This window comes from Paenibacillus woosongensis (genome assembly GCF_009725165.1).
Classification (GTDB): domain Bacteria; phylum Bacillota; class Bacilli; order Paenibacillales; family Paenibacillaceae; genus Fontibacillus; species Fontibacillus woosongensis.
Window position 1 is genome coordinate 59973 of the sequence record NZ_WNZW01000014.1, and the last position, 22965, is coordinate 82937.

At 51.9% G+C, this 22965-nt stretch carries 16 protein-coding genes; 1 reads left to right on the forward strand and 15 read right to left on the reverse strand.

Features of this window, described 5'->3' with window-relative positions; translation table 11 throughout:
- Nucleotides 1-135: 135 nt before the first annotated feature.
- The 5 genes from GNP95_RS22105 to GNP95_RS22125 form a co-directional block, all read right to left on the reverse strand.
- Entirely contained in the window at nucleotides 136-984 is an 849-nt protein-coding gene (locus GNP95_RS22105; RefSeq protein WP_155613006.1) for an MBL fold metallo-hydrolase, read from the reverse strand.
- 177 nt (nucleotides 985-1161) lie between these two features.
- Complete coding sequence (locus GNP95_RS22110; protein ID WP_330163567.1) at nucleotides 1162-2244, reverse strand: efflux RND transporter periplasmic adaptor subunit; 1083 nt, start codon at nucleotides 2242-2244, stop codon at nucleotides 1162-1164.
- Nucleotides 2245-2382: 138 nt separating this feature from the next.
- Nucleotides 2383-3744 carry an ABC transporter permease gene (locus GNP95_RS22115; RefSeq protein WP_155613007.1) on the reverse strand — a complete coding sequence of 454 codons (1362 nt, stop codon included), beginning with the start codon at nucleotides 3742-3744 and terminating at the stop codon, nucleotides 2383-2385.
- Nucleotides 3741-4454, reverse strand: coding sequence for an ABC transporter ATP-binding protein (locus GNP95_RS22120; RefSeq protein ID WP_155613008.1), 714 nt, complete (start codon nucleotides 4452-4454; stop codon nucleotides 3741-3743). Before GNP95_RS22120 ends, GNP95_RS22115 begins: the two co-directional genes overlap by 4 nt.
- Before the next feature lie 342 nt (nucleotides 4455-4796).
- Complete coding sequence (locus GNP95_RS22125; protein WP_155613009.1) at nucleotides 4797-5537, reverse strand: MerR family transcriptional regulator; 741 nt, start codon at nucleotides 5535-5537, stop codon at nucleotides 4797-4799.
- Between the two features lie 94 nt (nucleotides 5538-5631).
- Here GNP95_RS22125 and GNP95_RS22130 point away from each other — a divergent pair, with 94 nt between their 5' ends.
- Complete coding sequence (locus GNP95_RS22130; RefSeq protein ID WP_155613010.1) at nucleotides 5632-6333, forward strand: CPBP family intramembrane glutamic endopeptidase; 702 nt, start codon at nucleotides 5632-5634, stop codon at nucleotides 6331-6333.
- Between the two features lie 134 nt (nucleotides 6334-6467).
- Here GNP95_RS22130 and GNP95_RS22135 read toward each other — a convergent pair whose 3' ends face one another.
- The 10 genes from GNP95_RS22135 to GNP95_RS22180 all read right to left on the reverse strand — a co-directional run bounded on the left by GNP95_RS22135 (nucleotide 6468) and on the right by GNP95_RS22180 (nucleotide 22934).
- Nucleotides 6468-13616 carry an immunoglobulin-like domain-containing protein gene (locus GNP95_RS22135; protein ID WP_155613011.1) on the reverse strand — a complete coding sequence of 2383 codons (7149 nt, stop codon included), beginning with the start codon at nucleotides 13614-13616 and terminating at the stop codon, nucleotides 6468-6470.
- 195 nt (nucleotides 13617-13811) lie between these two features.
- Nucleotides 13812-14222, reverse strand: coding sequence for a GNAT family N-acetyltransferase (locus tag GNP95_RS22140; protein ID WP_155613012.1), 411 nt, complete (start codon nucleotides 14220-14222; stop codon nucleotides 13812-13814).
- Nucleotides 14223-14258: 36 nt separating this feature from the next.
- On the reverse strand, nucleotides 14259-15005 hold the full coding sequence (locus GNP95_RS22145) for an SDR family NAD(P)-dependent oxidoreductase (RefSeq protein ID WP_155613013.1): 747 nt from the start codon (nucleotides 15003-15005) through the stop codon (nucleotides 14259-14261).
- A 109-nt stretch (nucleotides 15006-15114) separates the two neighbouring features.
- Nucleotides 15115-16410: an alkaline phosphatase family protein gene (locus tag GNP95_RS22150; protein ID WP_155613014.1), complete on the reverse strand. Its 1296-nt coding sequence runs from the start codon at nucleotides 16408-16410 to the stop codon at nucleotides 15115-15117.
- A 23-nt stretch (nucleotides 16411-16433) separates the two neighbouring features.
- Nucleotides 16434-17216 carry a DeoR/GlpR family DNA-binding transcription regulator gene (locus GNP95_RS22155; RefSeq protein WP_155613015.1) on the reverse strand — a complete coding sequence of 261 codons (783 nt, stop codon included), beginning with the start codon at nucleotides 17214-17216 and terminating at the stop codon, nucleotides 16434-16436.
- A 25-nt stretch (nucleotides 17217-17241) separates the two neighbouring features.
- Nucleotides 17242-18645 carry an ABC transporter substrate-binding protein gene (locus GNP95_RS22160; RefSeq protein WP_155613016.1) on the reverse strand — a complete coding sequence of 468 codons (1404 nt, stop codon included), beginning with the start codon at nucleotides 18643-18645 and terminating at the stop codon, nucleotides 17242-17244.
- A 14-nt stretch (nucleotides 18646-18659) separates the two neighbouring features.
- Nucleotides 18660-20075, reverse strand: coding sequence for an MBL fold metallo-hydrolase (locus GNP95_RS22165; protein WP_155613017.1), 1416 nt, complete (start codon nucleotides 20073-20075; stop codon nucleotides 18660-18662).
- Nucleotides 20076-20095: 20 nt separating this feature from the next.
- The gene (locus GNP95_RS22170; protein WP_155613018.1) at nucleotides 20096-20938 is read right to left on the reverse strand and encodes an HAD family hydrolase; all 843 of its coding nucleotides are present in this window, start codon (nucleotides 20936-20938) and stop codon (nucleotides 20096-20098) included.
- Nucleotides 20939-20959: 21 nt separating this feature from the next.
- A complete protein-coding gene (locus GNP95_RS22175) occupies nucleotides 20960-21862 on the reverse strand; it encodes a carbohydrate ABC transporter permease (RefSeq protein ID WP_155613019.1) in 903 nt (300 codons plus the stop codon).
- 13 nt (nucleotides 21863-21875) lie between these two features.
- Nucleotides 21876-22934, reverse strand: coding sequence for a carbohydrate ABC transporter permease (locus tag GNP95_RS22180; RefSeq protein WP_155613020.1), 1059 nt, complete (start codon nucleotides 22932-22934; stop codon nucleotides 21876-21878).
- Nucleotides 22935-22965: the final 31 nt, after the last annotated feature.

Consider the following 22965-nt stretch of genomic DNA (forward strand, 5'->3'; position numbering starts at 1 on the left):
GTAGGAAGAGGCTCCTTTCACGTACACAAAGCTGAGAAAGACGCTGCCCTACACGTACAAAGCTACCGAAGGAACGGCGCTCCTACAAGCACACAACGCTACAGAAGGAACGCCGCTCCCTACAAGTACACAACGCTACCGAAGGAAGGCGCTGCCCTTCACATACACAAACCGCTCGCCGCGAGCCATGACATGGCATTTTTGCTCAGGGAAGTGCTCATAGAGATAGTCCACGAAGTAGCCGGGCTTCTCCGCATTCCCCGCAAACACATCATAATGCAGCGGAATAACCGTCTCCGCACCGATACGAACCGCGAACTCGGCCGCTTCCCTATAGTTCATGTTGCCGACAATTTCCCGCTCTCTGCGGAAATAATCAGCTCCATTAATCGGAAGTAGGGCAAGATCCGGCTGTATAGCGCTCATTCGCTCGACCAATTCAGGGAACAGCACCGTGTCCCCGGCATGATACAGCGTGACTCCATTCAACTCGATAACATACCCCACATAACGGGGCTTCCCTTCTGCATCCTTGTCCAGCTCTTCGTGGGCTGCGGGAATAGTCGTTATTTTGATTTTAGAGAATAGCTCGGCTGGTCGGCTATCATCCGCCTCTAAAATCTGTGATGCCCCTACGCCCATGTCGAGCAAATCCGATTTGCAGCAGGCCGGAGCCATGATGATCGCCTCTTTATTTTGCCGGTGAAAAACAGGCAGCGTGCCTGCATCCATATGATCTACGTGCTCATGCGTAATCAAGCAAAGGTCAGCCCCGATAATATCCTCAGGGATGATCGGCGCAGGGTAAGTACGAGGTAAATCCAGGTGATCCGATACATAAGGATCGACATAGACCGTTACTCCGTCACCCTTGATAATTACGCTCTCTTGCCCAAGAAACCATACCGCCAGCGTCCCGAAGGGGACCTCGGTGCGGTTGACCTCTTGAATCAATGTTGCTCCTCGTCTGTGATGCTTAGCCATAATTAATCCTCCTGTCGATCTGATGATTGTCCGTGAACAAAGGCGGACGCTTCGCTTCTCCAGAACATGTCACACTCTGGCCAGTCACTGCTGCTTCTTTAGTTCAACTTATATATAGTATAAACCAGACAGCTGTCTGCCAGGTTCATCTGAAGTAAATGGAGCGCTGCCCGGCACTTATTGCAGGGCGACCGTATCGCCTTCCTTCAAGCCTTCCAACACCTCGGTTTTATCCGTTGTCTCCAGGCCTGTCTTGATATCTCTGCGTTCGTATTGACCCGATCCTTTATCCAGCATGACATAGGCGGAGGTCTGATCGCGCATGACGGCGATCGACGGAAGAGCCAACACATTTTCCTTGCGGCTAGTCTCGATGTCGCCGGTGAGCGACAGCCCGGCAATCAGGTACTCGCTTGGTTCAAGAGAGATGGTGACCTCGAATTGCGCCGCTTTATTCAAGCTGTCCTGGTCGGTTCCCGTCTTGGCAAATTTGGAGACATGCTTCACAGTTCCGGTCAACGGCACATCCTTCATCGCGCTCATTGTCACTTTCACATTCATATCCGGCTTGATCCGGAATACATCCTGCTCCCCGACGAGGGCGGTAAATTGCAGCTTGTTCAGATCGACAATCTTGCCAATATATTGATTGTCGCTAAGCGCTTGCGGCTTCTTCGCTTCCGAATCGAACAAGAAGATGCCTGCAGCCGGAGCGCGGAATTCGGAATCCTGCAGCTTCAGCTTTTTCTGCTGCAGCTCCTGACGCTGAATTGAAATGCGCACGTCCTCCAGCTCCTTCGACAGCCGCGCACTCTCCCGGTTGGCGAGCAATTTTTTGCGGTTCTCATCGGTCAGTTCGGCTCCTGCCGTCTCGGTGTCGAACTCTGCGACAAAAGACTGCAGTTGGGTTTCCAGCTCGGCTTTGCGAAGCTCCGCTTCCTCACGTGTAATCTGGTTCTGCAGATCGGTCTGATCCAGCCTGAACAGCACATCGTCTTTTTTGACCTGCTGGCCGTCCTCGATCTTCCATTCCGTTACTTTGGAGCTGAACGGAGCATAGACCGGCGTCTCCTGCTCATACAGCGATTTTCCCTTGACCCGTATCGTGTGAACCAGCGTCTCTTTCGTTGCCTGGAATGTGATGGCTTGGGGCTCCATTCCCGGATCGGCGACCTGGGCAGGCTTCGACATGGAATACAGCAAATAGCTGATTCCGGCAAGAATGATGGCGATAATAATCCATTTTATTTTTTTCTTCACTTTCCCTGCTCTCCTTCTCTCATACCACTTGGAATTGGCAGCGGCGAGGCCGTGTACGACTCTGTATGCAGCCCCGCGTCCCTCGGTTGCACCGTCTTGGCGGAGCATCTTGTGCCATGCGGAACGGATATTGACTCTTTAATCCCGCTTGATCGCGGTTAAAGCATCCGTCCGCGATGCGCTGACCGCCGGATAAATGCCCGATATAATGCCTGTCATGATCGCAAAGGCCAACCCGACCGGAATGGCTGTATACGGGATAAAAATCGATATATCCGACTCCCCGCTATTCAATGACAAAATGAGTGCGTTGATTCCCCATACGATCCAGTAGGAAAACATAATGCCCAGCAGCCCTCCCAGGAAGCCGAGCAAGGCTGCTTCAACAATGAACATATTGCGGATCTGGGACAGGTTGGCCCCCAGTACCTTCATAATGCCGATCTGCCGGCGGCGCTGATAGGTAGACATCGTCATGGCGACAATAATGGAGATCGAGGCGATGATCAAAATAAAGACGCCCGCACCGATCGCAATCGCCTTGAACACGGCGAATTGCTCCTCCAGCTGCTCTTTCTGCAGCAGATTCGACTGTGTCGATACGGTAAGCCGCTGCAGCTGCTCCTCGACCTGCTTTACGTTCTGCTCCGCGTCTACCTTCACTTTAACCGAGTTATATGTAGGTGTGCTGCTTTGCACCGAGGAAGGCATCAGCTCTTTTCGCAGCTGCTCGGCCGTTTCGATTGAGATGTAAATCTTGCTGTCCTGGGCGATGGAAATATCGCTGCGGCCCTTGGGTTTCTTCAGCACGCCAATGACCTGCAAGGGAGCGCTCGTTAGCTGTTTGCCATTTTCATCATACTTCACGAGCTGAATTTGCGTCTGGTACATGGCTGTCGGTATGACCATCATATTGCGGTATTGCTCCTGTGAGCTTCGATCATATCCTGAACGTTCCATTGCTTCATACAGTTTGTTTCTAGTCTCCTCATCCATCAAGCCCATCGTGGCCCCGTAACTGAGCACAACTGAATTGATATCAACGCTGTCGGCCTTACCCTGCGCGAAGGTCTCGCCAAAGTCCTTGAGCCGGGTCAGATCCGTAGCGACCACTTCGACGTAGCCCTCCTTGCTGTCCGCTGTCGTCATTGCCAAATGATCGAATGTCTGATATGGCGCGACAGCCGTTACATGCTTCATGTTGCGCATAACCTCGAGCTTCTGATCCGTCAGCAGCCCGCGGTTATTCGCCTCTTCGCTAGCCTGGTCGGGGTTGTCCTGGCCCGGCATGGCGCCGGAATTGGGCATGACCGTAATCTCATCCATCTTCAGAAAGCTGTTCAGCTCGGATTCGACGATCTGTTGTGTCGATTCGCCGATGCTCATCGCCAATATAATTGCGGCACAGCCTATGGACAAGCCGGCTGCGCACAGCATGGTCACGACTTTGCGCCGTCGCACCTGATCCCAAGACAGCCTTGTCAGATCGCTGATTCTCAAGCTTGTACCCCCTCTGCTTCCGCTTGCGGATCTACAGCCGGCTGTGATGTCTGGAGCTGCCCGTCCCGCAGCGTAATAATTTTCTGTGTTTGCTGCGCCACCTCGCGCTCATGCGTGACAATAATAAAGGTGGTGTTCATCGTCTGGTTAAGCCGCTTGAGGATCGCCAAAATTTCTTCCTCCGTCTTCGTATCCAGATTCCCGGTCGGCTCGTCGGCGAAGATGACCGAAGGCTCGGTAATCAGCGACCGAGCAATGCTGACCCGCTGCTGCTGTCCGCCCGACAGCTGGGACGGGAACAGTTCGGCCTTGTCCGGGATGCCGACCTGCTCGAGCAGCTGCAGCGCTTTTTGCTTGCGGACGGAGGGGCGGGTAGATTGAAAGACAAGCGGCATCTCAATATTTTCACGCACCGTCAAATTCGGCAGCAGCTCATAAGCTTGAAATATAAAACCGATATGCTCGCGACGGAACTCGGCCAGCTTGTTCTCGTTCATCTTCACAATGTTATGATCGGCGATATATATTTCGCCTTCGGTCGGCTTCATCAGCCCCGCCATCAGATTGAGCAGGGTCGACTTTCCTGAGCCCGAGCTGCCCAGCAGCGCAATCATCTCGCCCTTGCGGACATGAAAATTGATGTTCTGCAGAACAAGCGTGGTCTCGCCGCCATTCTTGAAAGCATGGGACAAGCCCTCTACACGAAGCAAGTTCTCCACTCCTTTTATATGAATCTCTCAAGCGTAAACGGCTGACGCCGCCCATGGACGGCACAACTACGTTTCGCATAGAAATATAAGCCTTGTATAAGGGTGAAGCTTATAAATTCTTATATCTCAATAAATAGACGATGCATCCGGTGTCTGCCCCTGCATGTTATACGATAAAATTTCCGCAAGATGCCAGTCTAGTTGCCGCACTGTCCATTTTACCAGAAAAAGGCATGCGCCGGATCGACAAATATCACTTTTCTGAATCAACGAGGGCAGATTGATGCTGCGACTAACTGGATTTCTAACATTTACAAATGAACGATTATAGGTGTTGAATCTTCAATAATCTTCACTCTTCTTCAGCGCAAATGATATCGACTGCTCCACAAAATCCAGAACCTCAGGCGACACAGGATACAGCCCGGTTTCCTCAGCAGGCCGCTTGCGCACTTCCCAGAACCGGTCCATCAGCTCGGCGTCTCCCCCAAAGGTTTCATCCGAAAGCTCGATCAGCTCGCACGCCAGCGCGTAAGCTTCCTCCGAATCCGGAGAAATGGCATGCTTCACGCAATGCTCGATCCGCCGAAGCAGCGATACGTACTGCTGGGTGGCGCGATCTCCGCTCTCCAAAGCGGGCAAAGCCTTTCGCAGAAACTCCCGCTCCTCCTCAGCAAAGTAATCGACCCATTTCTTCGTGCCAGCCTGTGCGTTCTGAACGAGAGCGGTGACTCGCTCCCAAGGGAGAGCCCCTTCCAGGTCCAGCATATTAATGAGCGAAGCTGTATTCGCAATGCTGGCCTGCATAGCAGCAAGCTCCTCCTGCAAATGATGGTGATGGGCGATCAGGATGTCCCGCAGGGAAAGCTGGCCGAGCACCTTCTGAATGTCCTCCAGCGAAAGGGACAGCGATTTGAGCAGCATGATTTTTTCGAGAATAAACAAATCTTCTTCGGAATAGTAACGGCGGCCGTTATCCTGTCTCAGGCTTGGCGTCAGCAGCCCGATCTGATCATAGTAGCGCAGCGTGCGTACCGAGATATTCCGCAATTTGGATACTTGTCCGGTCGTCCATCTAGTCATTGCCTGCCTCCTGCAAAAAAAGCTTGAAAGTTACGTTACGTCACCTTTTATAATGCAAATTATATCACAGGAAGAGACTGGAAGGGATTATTCTATGAACAGAATGACTGGATGGAAAACAAACGATGCATGGTCCTGGAGAGAATTCGTGTTTCTCCTGCTGCTTGAATTCGTCTTCGTGATGGCTGTGGTGAAATACGGTGCACAGAGCTTGTATTTGTCCTGGCTGGGCAACCCGCTATATTCAGGTATGCTTACCGGACTGACAATCGCGATCGTGCTGCTGGCAGGCTTATACTATATTGCCCTGCGTCCGCAACGATTAACATGGGCGGAGATTGGACTCCGCAGGTTCCCGGCGAAGGATTGGGGGCGGATTCTCATTTGGATTCTGGCCCTTGTCGTACTCAGCGCAGCAGCGATGCTCTTAACCAGCTTGTTTGGAAATACGATGAATAATAGTAAAATGGAAAGCCTTCACCAGAATGTCACCTGGTTCACTGTACTCCTCGCAGTGATTTCTGCAGGGGTGATCTCCCCTTGGTATGAAGAGCTGTTCTACCGGGGCTTCATGTATCGCTGGCTGCGAACAAGGGTGGGGACGGGATGGGCAATTATCGTTAGTTCGCTAATCTTTACAGCCGCGCATTATCCGACCTTGAACGCGATGCCAGCCAATTTCGTTGCAGGCGTCATTCTAGCTTGGACATATGAAAGGACAGGCTCTATCGTTCCCGCCATGATTGTCCACGGGGTAACCAATACAGCCGCCGTACTGCTTACCGCTATGGGGTAGCGCGCTGGCCATTAGTGAAACATGAAAGTCTATAGACGACAGTCCCGCGCGAAGCGTAAACAAAAAAGGCCGGGAGGGACCATACGAAATGATCCATTCCCCGCCTTTGACAGCTAATGCTTCACTATCATGAATCAAAGCCCCAGCAGCTTGGATAATACCACCGCGATTTCGGCACGAGTGATGCTGTCCTTCGGCTTGATCGTGCCGTCGGGATAGCCGTGCAGCATTTGCGCTTCATGCAGCGCGGCGAGCGCTTCTTTTGCCCATGCGGAAATTTCATCCTGGTCTGCAAAAGCCGCTTCATTGATGCTACTGCGTCCTGGTGCATCCAAGCTGAGGCTATTTGCAACCAGGCTATCCTTCTGGACTTGCCCGACCCGATAGAGAATCGCAAATGCTTCCTCCCTCGTAATGGCCTGCTGCGGCTTCAGCGTACCGTCTGCATAGCCTTGGACAATGCCTTGCTTATGCACAGCGCTCACATATTTACTATACCAAGCGTCGGCTGGAACATCCTTGAATACAGATTCCCCTTGCGCTTCTTCCAAACCAAGCATTCGCGAAATGACCGTCATAAATTCAGCCCGGCTTATCGGTTGATTTGGTTTAAATGTACCATCTGGGTAGCCGTGCATAAACCGCTTTTCCGTCAGCCGCTGAATGGCACTCGACGCCCAATGGCTCTGCACATCCTTGAATGGGCTGTTGCCCGCTGGCTGCTGCGGTTCATGATCCGGCTTCGGTCCGGTGCCTGGTACTTTACCTGGGGATTGCCCGGATTCCGAATCCAGTTCAGGATTAGGCGCTTTACCATCATCCTTGCCTGGATTTGCCGTCCCGCCGGGCGAAGCACCTCCGCTTCCGCCGCCAGAGCTGCCGCCGCCGTTTCCGCCTCCACCGCTGGAAGGACGTCTCACGATGATTTCACTAACCGCCATATGCCCGCCATCGACGGTCGTTACCGTCACATAGGCGGCGCCTTCCTTCACTGCCGTAATGGTGCCATCCGTACTGACTGTGACGATCGTCTCATCACTGCTCGACCAAACCACCGTATGATCAGCGGCATCGACCGGCGCAATCGCGGCCGTTAAGCGCACCCGCTCGCCTATAACTGCCTCCGCTTTTGCCGGGCTCAGCGTCACACCCGTCACTTTAATATCCGTGCCAGGTTGTTCAACGCCCGGCACCTGCTGCCGGATCCGCTCGTATTCCGACTGTGTAATCGGAATAACGGTGCCATGCCGCGGACTGGAGGGCAGCGAATACGACGCCGGCATCGTCCAAATACCGGATTCCAAATCCGTGGTCTCCAGCGGAACGTAACCGCGCTGTGCGAATTCGTCCAGGAAGAGATACCACTTGTTCTCGGTATTGGATTTAAATATCGTTGGCCCCTCGGTATGGCCTATCGTCCCTTTACCCACACCTTCGCGGATCAAGCGGAAGTCCGGATCGAATACTGAATTCCCGACCTCCTGGAAAATATATTTGCCGTTCGGAGCTGACGCGGAATTGCCCCGCTCATCCTTAGTGAAGCGGTAGATGTTCCCACCCTGCTCAATCATCGTCGTATCTATGATCGAATAACCGTAATCCATGTAAATTTCAGGCTTTGTAAAGGTATAGAAGTCTCTCGTTTTCGCATAAACCATACGTTGATGGGTCGCGCCATTCTTGCGCTGCTCCTCATCGTCGTACAGCTTCGAAGCCCAGAACACCACGTATTCACCGGTCGTACGGTCATAAATCACTTCCGGCGCCCATGTATTGCCCGCCTCCGGAGGTGAGACTTCTACCATACGCTGCTCCGACCAATGGACCAAATCCCGCGATTCCCATACCATAATCGATCGGCTGCCTGCCGTTTGCGAGCGGTGCCAGTCGCCGTTGCCATAAATCCTCAGGTCGGTCGCAATCAGATAAAATTTATCTCCTTCAGGAGAACGGATGATGAACGGATCGCGGAGCCCTTTTTCGCCCAAATTGGAGATCAGCGCCGGATTCCCATTATTCAGCTCTCTCCAATGCAGCGGATCGTTGCCTTCGCTGAGCGCAAAGTAAATCTGCTCCCCGTTTGCTTTGCCCTCGCCTGTAAAATAAGTAAATACATAAGCGGCGTAATCTTCTTGGGCCGGCATTTCCCTGACTACCGTGAGGAACGCCTTCGTCAGCTCCTCCTGATTGAGCGTGATCCTTGCAGTCAGCTTCACGGCGGCATCACCGCTGCCATGCGCCGGACGGGTCACTTCGCCGGTCGGCGTTACCATTCCCGGATGCTCGGAAACCCATGTAATCGTTGAACCGTTCGCGCCTGCGGTCGGCAAGGTCAAATGACCTCTGACATCGTTAATGTTATGAACTTTTAACGCCTCCGCGTCTGCCCGCACCGCCTCTGCGTCCGAGGATTTGCTCACAACCGTAACCGTAAATCTCTTGGTGAGCGAATACGGCCCGTCGGACAGCGTAGCGATCAAGTCGACGGTCTGGCTGCCCTGTTCATGCGCCGGTCTGATGACTTCGCCTTGATTTGTGATCAAGGCTTCGTTTTGCGATTTCCAGGTGACTTTAGCGCCGAACTCTCCTTTTTCCGGAAAAGACAGGTTCGTCATAATTTGATCCTTACTGATGTTCTTATTCAAAAAATGATTGTAGTCCAACCGTTCGGCTGCCTGCTGCAAAGTTAATTCGCGGATTCCCGCCGCTTTCGCCTTCACCTCTTCCTGCAGAGCCCTGACCTCCGCAGCTGTCAACGCACCGTCATAGATTCTGAAGTCGGCAATCATGCCGCCGAAATACGGGTCGGCCGCGTAGAACGATCTGCCAACGTAACCGCTGCGTCCGGATCCATTGTCGATCTGGGCCAATGTGTATCCCTTCGTAGAGTCCGTTGCGACCTCCACCCCGTCAATATACAGCGTTAACGTCCCGTCGGCTCCCGACATCACCGCCGTCACCAGCTTCCACTCGTCCGCCTTCAGCGAGCCCGTGGCCGCGTTGGCCCCCGCTTCATTACTCCAGCTTGTAATCCCTAATCCAAGCCTCGCCGAACCGTCGCCGGAATTGCGCTTCGGAGTCACGAACAAGTATTTGTTGCTGTCCTGCCCCAGCGCAAAAATCCATTCCGCCGATTGCCCGCCTTTCCATTGCACCAGGGAAGATACCGTAATATCGGTCAACCCCTTGAGGACGCCCGGCGGTATTTCTACATAGGAGCTGGTGCTTCCGCCCGTAAAGTTCAGGGCCCCCGCGCCCGCATTGTGAAGCCATTCCGACTGCTGCGGGTTCACCCAGGTGCCGTCAAAACGCCCTGCCTGATCCTTCACCGTTGTCCCTTCGATCCGGCTCATATCGTAGTGTAATATTTTCTCTGCGTTCGAAGGCTGCTCTGCCGGTTCATCCACCGCTTCGCTGGCCAAGGCCGTTATTTCCGCTGCGGTCAGAGCCCGGTTGTAAATTCTGAAGTCATCGAATTTGCCGTCAAACAACGGATGAGCTCCGCTTCTCGATTTGCCGATATAGTTCATCGTCGTCTCCAGCAGCATTCTCGGCTCGACGTTATAGGTGGAGCTTCTTGCCGCCTCGACTCCGTCCACGTACAGTACCGCATCAAAACCCTCGATGGTTACGGCCACATGGTGCCATGCGCCTGCGGTTATGCGAGGAGCTTGTAAGGCATATTTATAATTCGCTCCCAGCGCAGCGGACTCGCCCGCAAATTTCTCCGTAAACGGAGTAATGACCGCAAATTCCAAATTGCCGCTATCCCCCTGGGTGCTTAAATACATCGTATTTCGATTCACCGCCCGGCCTGTTTCCGAAGCAAAATCAAAAATCCGCTGATTGGCCTGATTTTTACCTGCCTTTACCCAGGCCGAAAGCGTCGCCTGCTCCAGGTTCAGATCTTGAATCAGATTGTCTGGAAGCCGGACGTAACCCGTGCGGCCGTCAAGCTGAACAGCCCCGCCTGCTCCGCCGACGACATCCTGCGTCACAACTGCCGCCCCGCCTACCAGCTCGGCATCATGACCGCCCCCGGATACGTCCTTGACCGTCTTACCGGAAATGTCGGCCGGGTCGAAGGTATAATGAACCACCGGCTGGTCGGCAGGCGCTGGACCGGGAATCCTGTACGCCGCTTGCAGCGCGTCATATTCAGCCCGCGTTATCGGGATTACCGTCCCGTGGCGAGGGCCCGGCGGCAGCGCATAATCCGAGCTGGGGAGGAGATTATTCTTGAACTGGTTCCCGTCCTCCAGATCGGTAGACACGCGGACATGGTACGGCCAAGAATCGAGGAATAAGTACCATTTGTCCTCGCGAATATCTTTGAACACCGTCTGGCCCTCATTGTTGCCAGCATGCCCGATGAGCCCCTGATTGCCGCTTCTCGTCCCGGCGATCGGCTCGAATTGGTAGCCGTTCAGCTCAGGCGCTACGCCATCGCGGTCGTAGAAAATATGCGGCGCCTTCTCGTAATACACTTTGTAGCCGACCTCGGATTTCGTGAACCGGTACAGCGTACCGTTATGCTCGATGAAGGTCGTATCGATCGTTGGAAAGCCTTCGTCGATATACACCTTCGGCTCGGAGAAGGAATGGAAATCCCGGGTCGTTGCATAGTACATGACGTTATACTGCCCCGCCGGCCGCCCGTTAGGATATTTGCCGTAGGTATCCTCCACTTTCATGGAAGAGGCCCAGAACACGACATAATCCCCTGTATTTTTATCGTAAAAAGCTTCCGGCGCCCAGGTGTTGCCGCCCTTTTTCGGAGCAACCTCGACCATTCGCTGCTCGCTCCAGTTGACGAGATCGTCCGATTCCCACACCATCATGTAGTGGCTGCCGGTGATTTGCGCCTGATCGAAATTGGTGCTCTCGCCCATTTTCAAATCTGTCGCCAGCATGTAGAATTTATCCCCTTCCGGCGAGCGGATGACAAACGGATCCCGGAGCCCCTTCTCCCCCATCGTCGATTGAAGGATGGACTGCCCGTTGTTCAGCGAACGCCATTTTAAAGGATCCTCAGCGACAGCAAAGGAGATCTCCTCGCCGCCTTCATATTCTCCTGTGAAATAAGAGAAGAAATAGGCGTCATAGTCTACCGGCCCGACGGCCTTCTTCACCGTTAAATCGAAGGTTCTTGATGCGCTCTCCCCTCCCTGGCTTACCGTTGCCGTTAATGATACAGCGGTATCTGCCGCGGGACGGTCAACTCTGCCTAGCTGGGTCGCATCGCCGGACGCGGACGCTTCCGCAGTGCCTTTAATAATATGCGGATGGCTGGATATCCACGTAATATCGGAGCCTTGTTCGCCCGTTACAGGCAGCCTGATATTTCCTTTAATATTGTGCATATTGACGACTTCCAGGCTGGCCGCATCGAGCGCGACCTTCTGCACAGGCGTGTATTCCTGCAGCACCTTGACCGTAAACGTCTTGTGTGCGGTTAAGCCTTCATAGGCAATTGCAGCCGTCAGCTGCACCTCCTGATCTCCCGCATGTATCGCCGGACGGGTTACCGTACCATCAGGAGCAATGACACCTGGATGATCGGAGCTCCAGGCGATATTCACGCCATGCTTGCCTTTAGATGGCAAGGCCAAGCTTCTAGTCACCGCATCGATCCCGGCATCACCGGCGCCCAAATAATCGGCGATATTCAGCGAAGCATAGGCATCGCCCACGACCAACTCTCGAATCGCAGCCATGCGGCCCGCCGCTTCCGTGTACAAACCGGCTACTTCTTGATCGGTCAGTGCTCCGCCGTATACCCGGAAATCGCCGATCCGCCCTTTAAATAAGCTGTCCGCTTTAAAAATCGATTTGCCGATAAAGCCGGAAAATGCGGCATTCGGGTCGATAATCTCCGAGAGCTTGATTCCCTTGGCCGATCCCGATGCGACCTTCACGCCGTCCACATATAGAACAATCGTATTCGCGGCTTCCGAGAACACGGTCGTAACCAGCTTCCATGCGCCGGGCTGCAAGCGAGGCGCTCCCTTGATCAGCGCTTCGTTCCGCCAGCCGGCTTTGGAAATCCCCGCTGCAGCGGTGTTATCACTGCCATGGCGCGGCGTGGCAAAAAAATATTTATTGCCGTATTCCGCGTCATCCGTCACGGTCCCTAATCCGAAAATCCAGCGGTTCGTCCCGTCATCATCCCAGTTGACCAATGCGGATACGGTCACGGCATCCAGTCCGCTTAACAAGTCCGAGCCGTCGCTCCCCTTTGGAATCTCAATAAATCCGCTGTTCGATGCCGAGCTTCCGCCGTTGAAAGCGGCAAATCCAGCTTCATGGTTGGAGACGAGCTGGCCGTTCTGCGGATTCCTAAATAGCCCGTCAAAGGTGACGGCGCTTCCCGACACGTCTTGGAGAATCGTGTCACTGCCGGACGAACGCGTCGTCTTCATATCATAATGCAGAATTGGCTGCGCACTTGCAGACGCGGGCGGCTGAGTTCCTTCGATAAGCTGAATTTTTGCCGCGGCCTCCGCATTTAATTGTGCAATTTCGGAAGCGCCGAGCGCCTCGTTGTAAATGCGGAAATCGGCTATTTTTCCGCCAAAGTAAGGATCATTCGCCGTATCTGCATAAAACGATTTGCCGATAAAGCCGCTGATGCCCCCAGCAGAATTGATATCCGCCAGGGTAATGCCATTCGTCGAGCCTACGGCGGCCTGGACTTCGTCAATGTACAATGTCAGCGTACCGTTCGTTCCCGACACTACGGCAGTAACGAGCTTCCAGCCGTCCGCTGCAAGCGTTCCGGTTCTCGCGGAGCTTTCATTCCTCCAGCCGTCAGTGGCGATGCCGAGCCGGGCACTGCTGTCGGAATTGTACTTCGGCGTAACGTATATATATTTGCTGCTGTCCTGGCCAAGCGCAAACAACCATTCAGCGGGATGATTGCCATTCCAGTTCACAAGCGTTGAGACGGTCAGATCCGTCAGCCCGTTCAGCACTCCCCCCGGGATGGAGATATAAGACTGTGCCGTGGTTCCCCCTGCAAAATCGATATACCCGTAACCAGCCTCTTGCACGAGCCGGGCCTGCTGTGGATTGATCCACTCACCATGGTAGACACTGGTCGTCACGCTGCTGATGACCGTGCTTCCGGAGACATTTTTCATGTCATAATGCAAAATCAGCTTATCCTGGGTTCCTTGGCTCAAGCTGCCTGCCGCAGCAGCTGCCCGAGGGGATACGCCCGGAATGCTCATCCAAATCATGAGCAATGATAGAAACAACGGAAAAACTCCCTTTCTGGTCATCCTTTAGCCTCCTCAATCCCAAATGCAGTGATGTAATCGCTTACAAAAAAAGTATACCGAGCAGGGCTCGGAACTTGAATGGAATTGCTTGCGGAGAAGATACATTATATTTTTCATATGGAGGAAACAGGATGATTGCTGTTTTTCTAAAGCTGGTTTTTTTGCCCGCAAGCTTTGTTTTCTTTGTTACAGGGATTATCGCGGAGCCCTTCTCATGAACCTGTCGTGATCCCGTATAAAATGAAACTGCTCGTACAGCTCATGGGCATCCCGAGTGCCGAGCAGTCCCATCAGATTCCGAAACCGTTCCGACTCCGTGATGGCTTCGACTAGTTTCTTGCCGAGCCCCTGCCCTCTGTAATCCTCGTCTATAAACACGTCGCACAACCAGTACATGGTGGCATCGTCTGTGACTACCCGGGCAAACCCCACCTGTACCGATCCCTTATAAATGCCGAAGCATACCGAATTGTCGATGGACTTCTCAATCCTGTCTGCCGACCTCTGATTCGCCCAATAACTTCTTGCTAAATAGCCTTTGATCACGTTTATGTCCAGCCGTTCTTTATGATCCGATATTAAAAATTCATTATAATAGATTTCCAATCGAGATCTCTCCTTTTTTTGCCGAAGACAGGTTTCTTAAAGTTCAGCGTGCGTGTAGTGGACAAGCTCTCCAGCAGGATATTCGTTCTCGATGATTTTCAACAAATACCTGCCGAGCTCTTCCGCCGGCTGAACCTGGCCTGACTCGTAAGCCTGTTTGAAATACTTAACCATCCCGAAGTCCTCCTCATCTTTCCCCCGGGCAGCCGCTTGCAGCTGTGTTTCCACCATTCCCGGGTCTACGGCAATGATCTCCACGGGGCGAGGCTGATTCGCTTGCTCCGCTCCAACGCACTGAGTGAACATATTGATCCCGGCTTTAGCCGTACAATACGCGCTCATACCCGGTGCGGGGTACGTTCCTGAACCGGAAGTGATGTTGATGATTTTTCTTCTGATGTCTATGTATTCGGTATAGCGGATAAAGCTGGAGGTTGCGACCATCGGGGCAGCCAGGCTGACTTGCAGATGCTGTTGGATTTCCTGGGCGGTACAGCGTTCGATTGGCTTTAACGGCTCTAGCATGGCCGCATTATTAATCAGGCAAAATATTTCCGAGTCAACTATATTCACTTCATGAACAATCTCTTTAAGCAGGACATCGACTCCCATGATGTCGCTTAAATCAAAGCTTCGATGGGTATAATTGCTATAACCCCGCAGGCGTTCCGAGTTTCCACGCGCGATGCCGATTACCTGGTGTCCGAGATCAAGCAGCATTCCTGCCAGCTGCTCGCCGATCCCTTTAGATGTTCCCGTAATAATAAAATGACCTCTAGCCATACAGCACCTCCATGATCCATTTATTTATCCCTATCTTATCAGTAAGCCCATGTTTTGGAAAATGAAAAGAGGCCTCCCCATCCGGAACAGCCTCTTTTTTACGCTTCGATTATTTCAATAATGGATCAAGTATAATGCCATCCACATCTTGCATCTTAAACTGAAGCATCGCTGCCATGGTAGGAGCCATATCTACCAAATTGGCTTGGTCGATGACGACACCCTGCTTCACGCTTGGGCCGCAAGCAATGAATGTCGTTTGCTGCTCCTTATAAGGCAATCCTCCGTGCGAAGCTTTGGCCGTCTTATAGTCACCGACTCTCGTTTCCGAGAATGCATCGTCGCCCGATAGAGTATTCCCGAACGAGATGGCTGCTTCACCTTCAATCACGAATTCAAAGGGTCCCGTTAATTTATATTGTTCGCGAACCTCTTCCTTCGTAAATACATGGCCTAGTCCGTATTTGGGATCCGCTTTAACGGAAAGGAGGAATTCATGGACCTTCTGCTTCATTTTTTCATCGGACGGATCTTTAAGGCTGATCCATGCCGACATGCCGACAGAATGGCAATAGGCGTCATAGTCGATCAATTGATCGTTCTCATCCACGGAAATGAATCCGGCTTGCTTCAATAGAATATTGAAGTTCAATACGTGATCGATATCCGTTTGACCGTGGTCGCCCAGAATGACGAAATCGGTATTCTCAAAGTCGCCGTGCTTTCTAATCTGTTCAACCAAAACTCCGAATTCCGCATCATGCTTGTGCAGCTGCTCGATGACATGACCGTTCATGACGCCGTATCGATGACGCACGGTATCGAGATCGCACATTTTGACCAGCATGACATCCGGCTGACGATAATCTTTAATAATTTCCGTAGCCAAACCCATCGTGTACCGATCCAGGCTGCGGTCTTCACCAATCAAATGATGTCCGTACCTAGGAAAATAGCGTTCCACCAGCTCCGCTGTGGCCGTGCTCTCAAAAAACTGCTCCGGGTTAGGGCCATTATAGCCAATCGGCACAATCATCGGCATGTTCAAATCATAATCAGCCCCGCCCGATACAGGCCAGCTTAAAGAGCAGGTCGAAAATCCATTTTCTTTGGCGTAATCCAACAAAGTCTTCGACTGAACATCTTGCCTCATGTTGTACCACGGGGCATTCTGGTCGCCGGCTTTGACGATTTCATTGTGGGGAATGCCGTGCTTCTCGACATAGTTTCCTGTAACAATGGAGCAGTGGCATGGGTAAGTAACGGAAGGATAAATAGAATGCATATGAGTTACCCAAGAACCTTGCTCAAACATGAATTTAAAGTTCGGCATCGTTCTCATCAATTCAATATCCATGGAACACAGCGCATCCAGGCAAAAGACAAACAGTTTTTTCTTCGTCATGGCAATTCCTTTCTGTGTATCATTCACACCCGCTTCTGCTCCTCCATTTTCACGACGATCACTTTCTGTATCATTTCGCGCAGCTTCTCCAGAAAGGGGAGCGAAATACCATCGTCGGTAATAAGCACGCTGATTCTTTTGACTTCCATTCCGAATAAGAAGGCGCTCTGGTTCATTTTTGAAGAATCAGCCAATAATATGAGCTGACGAGCTTGGTCTGAAAGCCTCTGAGCTACACTCTGCGGCTCCACCTTAGAGAAATACAAGCCTTGCTGCATAACCCCAGCGCATGAAAACATAGCTTTATCGAAACGATACTGCTTCAGCTCTTGATGAAGCCTATGCCCTGACGTCAATCCGCTCTGATCCACCTCGCCGCCTACCATAAACACTTGGGATCGGCTATTCTTCTGTACCAGGTTAAAGGCAACCATAATCGAATTCGTCCCGATGACTAATTCTTTGTCCGCAGGGATTAGCCGAGAGACGGCCAGTCCCGTCGTATTCCCGTCCAAAAAAACGCTGTCGCCGTCCTCTAAGAGATGAATCGCCTCTCTGGCGATCGCCTCTTTCTGCTCGAGATTATAATTAATACGCTGCGTATATGGCATTTCCCATGTTGTTTTTTCCCTTCGCTCAGCGCCGCCATAATTTCTGCGAACCAGTCCTTTTTCATGCAAAATGCGCAAATCCCTGCGGATCGTTTCGACGGACAATTGATACTGATCCACTAAATTCTCGACAAGAACGCTGCCGTTGCGGCGGACTTCCTCCAAAATTTCGTTCCGTCTCCTTCTAGAATTCATGGGAATCACTCCTTTTAGAGCGATCTTATTTGTGCTCTTCCAGCAGCTTTGTCGCTTCTGCCTGAAGACTCTTCAGTGAGTCTGCTGGCGAGACTTTGTTCGAGTAAACATTCATAATCGCCGTATTCACCGCGTCCTGGATCATGCTTCCGGCAGCCGTAGCGACAGGAGCTTTCCCGTGAGGAAACACCTCTTTGAAGGCTTGTTCCTTTTGAGGATTGGCCTCGTAATCCTGCTTCAATACGTCGACATCCTGGGAAGACAGAGTAGCCGGGAAGTAACCGGTTTTGGCTCCATAGATCGCTTGCCCTTCCGGACCTGCAAAATATTTCAAGAATAACCAGCCAGCAAGCTCCTGCTCAGGCTTGGTCTTGAACAGTACCTGATTTCCGCCGCCAATATTCGTTGTTGGGTTGCTTGGGTCCCCTTGCGGGATAATTGTGATTCCCCACCCGAACTTATCGCCAATCAATTCCAGCTTGGAGGTCGTTCTGGCCGTTGTGCCAATTTCCATGGCGGCGCGGCCATTCGTGAATTCTTGCTCCGTATCCTCGGCGACCAGGATGGCCTTCTGATCGAGCAGGTTCTTATATACGGTCAGCAGCTCCACGGCTTGGGGATTATCGAAATTGACGCCGGACAGATCAGGACTAATCGGATCGATTCCATATGTGCTCAATGAGGTCATGAAGTTAAAACCATGGGAACCATATCCTGTGCCATTGCCGATGACAAGCGCTGGAACGCCGGTTTTCTTATAGATGTCGAGGGCCTGCTGCTCGAACTCTTTCCATGATTTGGCCGGAGCATCATAACCCGCTTGTTTAAGAATGTCGGTGTTATAGTAGATCCCGGTTGAGCTGTTGCCGTGAGGCCAGCTCATCGTCTTGCCTTCATAGGCCGGAATGCGTTGACGATCCAAGACCGCTGGGAGAATGTCATCGATTTCCGTTTGCGTTAATCCGTACTGAGGATCGTTGATGTAGGTGTCCAGCGGGACGATCTGGTCCGCTTTCATATATTGCAGCACATCGCCCTCGTTGGCCATGGCTACCGCTGGCAGCCCGCCTCCTTGGAGCGCGGCTCGCAGCTTCTGGTTCAACTCCGTATAAGAACCCTGAAAGACTTCATTAACGATGATTTTTCCTTCATACTCTTTATTAAATTGCGCAACGATTTCTTTGACCGCATCCCCGTAAATGCTAGCTTGAATATGCCAGAAATCAATTTTTACCGGCCCGTTCTTGCCCAGCTCAATGTCATTGCCTGCCGGCTTTTCCGCCGAACTCGCATTGGCACCAGCAGCGCTGGAACCTTCTGAGCTTGTATTGCTTGCTTGACTCCCTCCGCAAGCTACCGTAACTATGGACATCACAAGAATAACCGCCACTACAGATAAAAATCTTTGAATCGTATGATTGAACGGCATGTTCTCTACTCCTCCTATTTGTGGGCTAACAGCTTGTCTATTTGAACCGTTTCTCCGTAAACCGGATAAAAACGGGGGATGCTTCTGCTATCGAATAATGTCGGATGAACGCTGTGAAGCGGAATCACAACCTTCGGCTGGATCCTTGCCGTCAAATCGCTGATTTCTTGCGGAGCGGCATGGCCGCCTGTCGCGAAATAATGATATTGAACGCCGAATTCTGTTAGCCAGCGGTGCAGCGTCTCATCATTCGCTGTTAGCGGATTGCCGTCGGCATGGACGTAATGCGAGATCTGCGAACGATCGCCCAGACATTCCAGTTCAGCCATCAGCGGCAGCTGATTATACGGAAGGTACACACAGTATTGCGCCTTGTTGGCAGTAACTTCGGATAGCGAAATCGTCTTATACGGCAGAACAATACTGCTGTCTACGGATAGCGAGTTCAGCGTCGGCAATACGCGAATTACCTCTTCAGCCAGCGTCAACGCCGCATTCCCTGCCAATGCCGCAATGCCGATGCGAGTGGCCTCATACCACAGCACAGCCGTGCTTGCATCCATAACAAGCGTACGCCCAGCCTCCTTGGTTGCAAGAATGAAATCGGCGACCCGCTCCACATTCCTCCCTAGAATATTAACGTAGACGAGGCCCGCTGCCTGTTCGATTACGTCCCGGTAGCGAACGGCAACATCCGTCTCAAGCCGATCCTCAGGCTGGCGGAACAAGGTGTTCGGACGCAGCCGCGTGCCTTCAGTAATCAATACTTCAACCCCTTCATTCCGGCACAGCTCGATAAAGCGATCCATACGGTGCGAATGTCTGCCATGGCGGCGCCAATCCGCTGTGAAGCCGATCTTCGTTCCGGAAGCGGTCTTCAAGATGAACCCCGAACAACCCGGCGTATCATGATCCACCTCGATGATGGTAAGCCGCACTTTTCCTTCCTCGTCCAGCGCAATCTCTTGAAGATCTTCCAGCGGAATGATGCGGCCCTTCGTATCTCCGTACTCGCCTGAAGCGACGACAGCCCGATACACGGCATAAGCATCTTTGCTCATATAGATGGGTGTGTCCTCCGCAATATAAGGCAGAAGCGCCATATGGTCTTGATGGATATGGCTGATGAATACCTTCAGATTGGGATATTGCGGCAGCTCTTGACGTTTCCATATTTCCTGGAGCTGCTCCATCGTCAGACCCTCCATCGCCTCCGGAGAATATAAATTAAGCAGGGGCGGAGTCGAACGGGTCAGCATATAGTGGCGCGCTCCTAGAGGAGGCTTCGTCTTCACATATTCATTGAACAATCCGCCCATGGGAAGTCCCAGGTCGAACACGAATCCCAACTCCTTATAGCCATATACGATTTGAACGCCGCCTATCGTGTTCATGCCGCTGTAAAACGTGATTTGATCCTGATCGTTCAAGGGTAATGCCTCCTTTATTTTTATGGATGAACTGCCAAGCGTTCCTCCAATTTCACTAGAAAATCCTCCAGGTCATCCAACGTACGAAGCCGAAGATCCCATTTCTCCTTATCAAAGGTTTCGTACGGCGATATCCATATCGTGCGGCCCCCCATTTTCTTAACTGGATACAGATCGTTCCAGGCATTATCGCCAATGGAAACGATTTGGTCTGGGAAAATCCCGTTCCCGTTGATGTATTCCTGCAGATAGTCAGCTAATCCTTGGGGCTTGTTCCCGCCATAGATGACCGCATCGAAAACATTGTCCAGACCAAGCCTTTCGACAAAATCCTGAGCAGCCTCTTTGGGGGAGTTGGTCATCAGCAGTTTATGGCGAACCGACTTTAACCCTCGCAGCGCTGCAGCTACTCCATCGTGAGGCTTGACGCAATTTAATGTCGAAATCATATCGCGGCGAATGCTCATAAAGGCTTGCGTTCGTACGGAAGCCGGCACATCGGCATAGTCGGCTATGGCGCCCACAACTCCCCAAGCATCTCCGATATATTGGATATCGCGAATGATATCCAAGGAGGCGCCCGATGGTTCTATCTTTTTTCCTTCCCAGTCATATAAGCCAGCTATTTCTCCATTACGGTACTCTACGCCTGACTTAAGGGATCTACTGAAGAAATGGCCGATCTTTAGCGTATGCTTGCCGGCCAGAATCGACTCAGCCTCACGCTGCCACATCGACACACCGGAATTGCCGCCATGGCCTTGAAACAAATAAGATAGATAAGGTTCGATGAAGCTCTCATCCTGATATAAGGTGCCGTCCATATCCAGCACAAGTACTTGAATATTGTTTATCCATTCCACCGCTGTCGTCTCCTCTTCTGTTCAGCCTTTGATTCCTGAAGCCGCAATCCCCGAATGAAACCACTTCTGAGCTGCAAAGTATAGCAATACGATCGGCAATACGGTAAACGTCGCGGCAGCCATCAATTGATGATAATTCGATCCGTTCTCACTGACGAAGTAGAGCAATCCCACCTGCAGCGGGCGAATCGCTTCCGTAGAAGTAATGATCAGCGGCCAGGATACAGCATTCCATTTGCCGATGAAGCTCAGCAAGCCTGCGGTAATTAAGCTGGAGCTCGAGAGCGGCAGAAGGACGGAATACAAATAGCGAAAGCTGGACATTCCATCGACCTGCGAAGCTTCCCAGTAGTCTTTCGGGACAGACAGAAAGGCTTGCCTTAGCAAGAATATAGAGAACGCATCCGCCAAGAAAGGCACCATGATTCCCATATAACTGTCATAGAAGCCCTTTCCACCCGTGCCCATCCAATCATTGCCGCCCGCAAACGGAATATGCCGCAGCGTAACGAAATTCGGAACTAAAGTGATATCGTAGGGAATCATCATCGTCGCTACAACGAGCATGAAGATGAGTCCTCTGCCTTTGAATGAGAAATGCGAAATAGAATAGGCAATCGGAATGCATATGATCAGTTGAAGCGCCGTCCCCAAAACAGCAACGATGATCGTATTCCAGAAGTACCGGCCGAAGGTGGACTCCGGCTTCATCCAAGCCGCTTCATAATTGCTGAACATCAGCTCCTTCGGAAAAAAGACCGGCGGCATCATATTAATCTCCTCTGCGCTCTTTAGCGAGGTTAGAATCATCCATACGAACGGAAACAGCGCAAGCGCAGCTATGGCCAGGACAATGATCGTAACGACTGTCCAGGAGATCCGGTAATAGAGCCGGGCGTAATTGAACCGTTCAACTTTCATCATGCTGCCCTCCTTATTAGCGCAGGTAATGCACTCTTTTCTCCCCGTATTTGTATTGAATCCAAGTCAGCGATAATATGATGACGAACAGGAACATCGATACCGCCGAGGCATAGCCGACCTGGCCATGCACATAGAAGGCTCTAAAAATATATAGCGGCAAAGACATCGTTGTACCAAGCGGACCGCCATCCCCGCCGCTAATGACGTAAAAGGCGTTAAACGCTTCGAAAGATCCGATTACCGATATGATCGAAAGGAGGAACACCATCGGAGACAATAGCGGCCATGTGACATGGCGCATGATTTTTAGCGTTCCGGCGCCGTCGATGTTGGCGGCCTCGTACAATTCCGGCGAGACGTTGCTCATGCCGGCCAGAAAGATGACGATATTGAACCCCACGCTCGCCCATATCGTAAACAGCATAATGACGATCAGTGCATAAGACGGCCCGGCAAAACCCGTCGGAATATAGGCCGGCCATTGTCCCCCGAACATCCGGGCGATGTGAACCAGTATTGGGTCTGGATCCGACAGCCAGTTCTGCGGCTGTAATCCAACGCGCTCCAAACCGGCATTCGCAATGCCGACATTCGAATGGAAAATCCATTTGAACACAAATCCAGCGGCGACCTGAGAAGTTATATAGGGAATGAAGAAAATCGTCCGCAATATGCCCCTGCCTTTGATTTTTTGAAACAAATAAAAAGCTAATAGAAAGGACAGGAATATAGATATCGGGATCGTTCCTATTGCGTAATAGACTGTGACCATCAAGCTGTTGCCTACCGGACCAAGCTGCCATCCCAGCAGCATATCCTTATATATCAGACCTTCGGTGAAGATCTTGGAAAAATTGCTCAGGCCAATGAACTTCTCCGGTACGAATCCCCATTTCCATAAGCTGATCCAAGCCCCGAATACAAGCGGCCAAAAACGAAAGATGAATAACAGCAGCAAGGCCGGCAGCGCGTAAGCGATTCCGATCCATGCTTGCCTTCGCGTAAATTTAGATGTTTTTTGCTTGGTCGCAATCTGCTGCCTCATTTGCTTTATGCTCGATACCAATTCCATTGGCTTCCCTCCTTCTAGAATTAGTATAGGG

Coding starts and splice junctions, on each gene's coding strand:
- GNP95_RS22125 (WP_155613009.1), bottom strand. CDS start 5,537: ATGACTAGATGGACGACCGGACAAGTATCCAAATTGCGGAATATCTCG.
- GNP95_RS22150 (WP_155613014.1), bottom strand. CDS start 16,410: ATGACGAAGAAAAAACTGTTTGTCTTTTGCCTGGATGCGCTGTGTTCC.
- GNP95_RS22180 (WP_155613020.1), bottom strand. CDS start 22,934: ATGGAATTGGTATCGAGCATAAAGCAAATGAGGCAGCAGATTGCGACC.
- GNP95_RS22145 (WP_155613013.1), bottom strand. CDS start 15,005: ATGGCTAGAGGTCATTTTATTATTACGGGAACATCTAAAGGGATCGGC.
- GNP95_RS22135 (WP_155613011.1), bottom strand. CDS start 13,616: ATGACCAGAAAGGGAGTTTTTCCGTTGTTTCTATCATTGCTCATGATT.
- GNP95_RS22105 (WP_155613006.1), bottom strand. CDS start 984: ATGGCTAAGCATCACAGACGAGGAGCAACATTGATTCAAGAGGTCAAC.
- GNP95_RS22175 (WP_155613019.1), bottom strand. CDS start 21,862: ATGATGAAAGTTGAACGGTTCAATTACGCCCGGCTCTATTACCGGATC.
- GNP95_RS22130 (WP_155613010.1), top strand. CDS start 5,632: ATGAACAGAATGACTGGATGGAAAACAAACGATGCATGGTCCTGGAGA.
- GNP95_RS22155 (WP_155613015.1), bottom strand. CDS start 17,216: ATGAATTCTAGAAGGAGACGGAACGAAATTTTGGAGGAAGTCCGCCGC.
- GNP95_RS22160 (WP_155613016.1), bottom strand. CDS start 18,645: ATGCCGTTCAATCATACGATTCAAAGATTTTTATCTGTAGTGGCGGTT.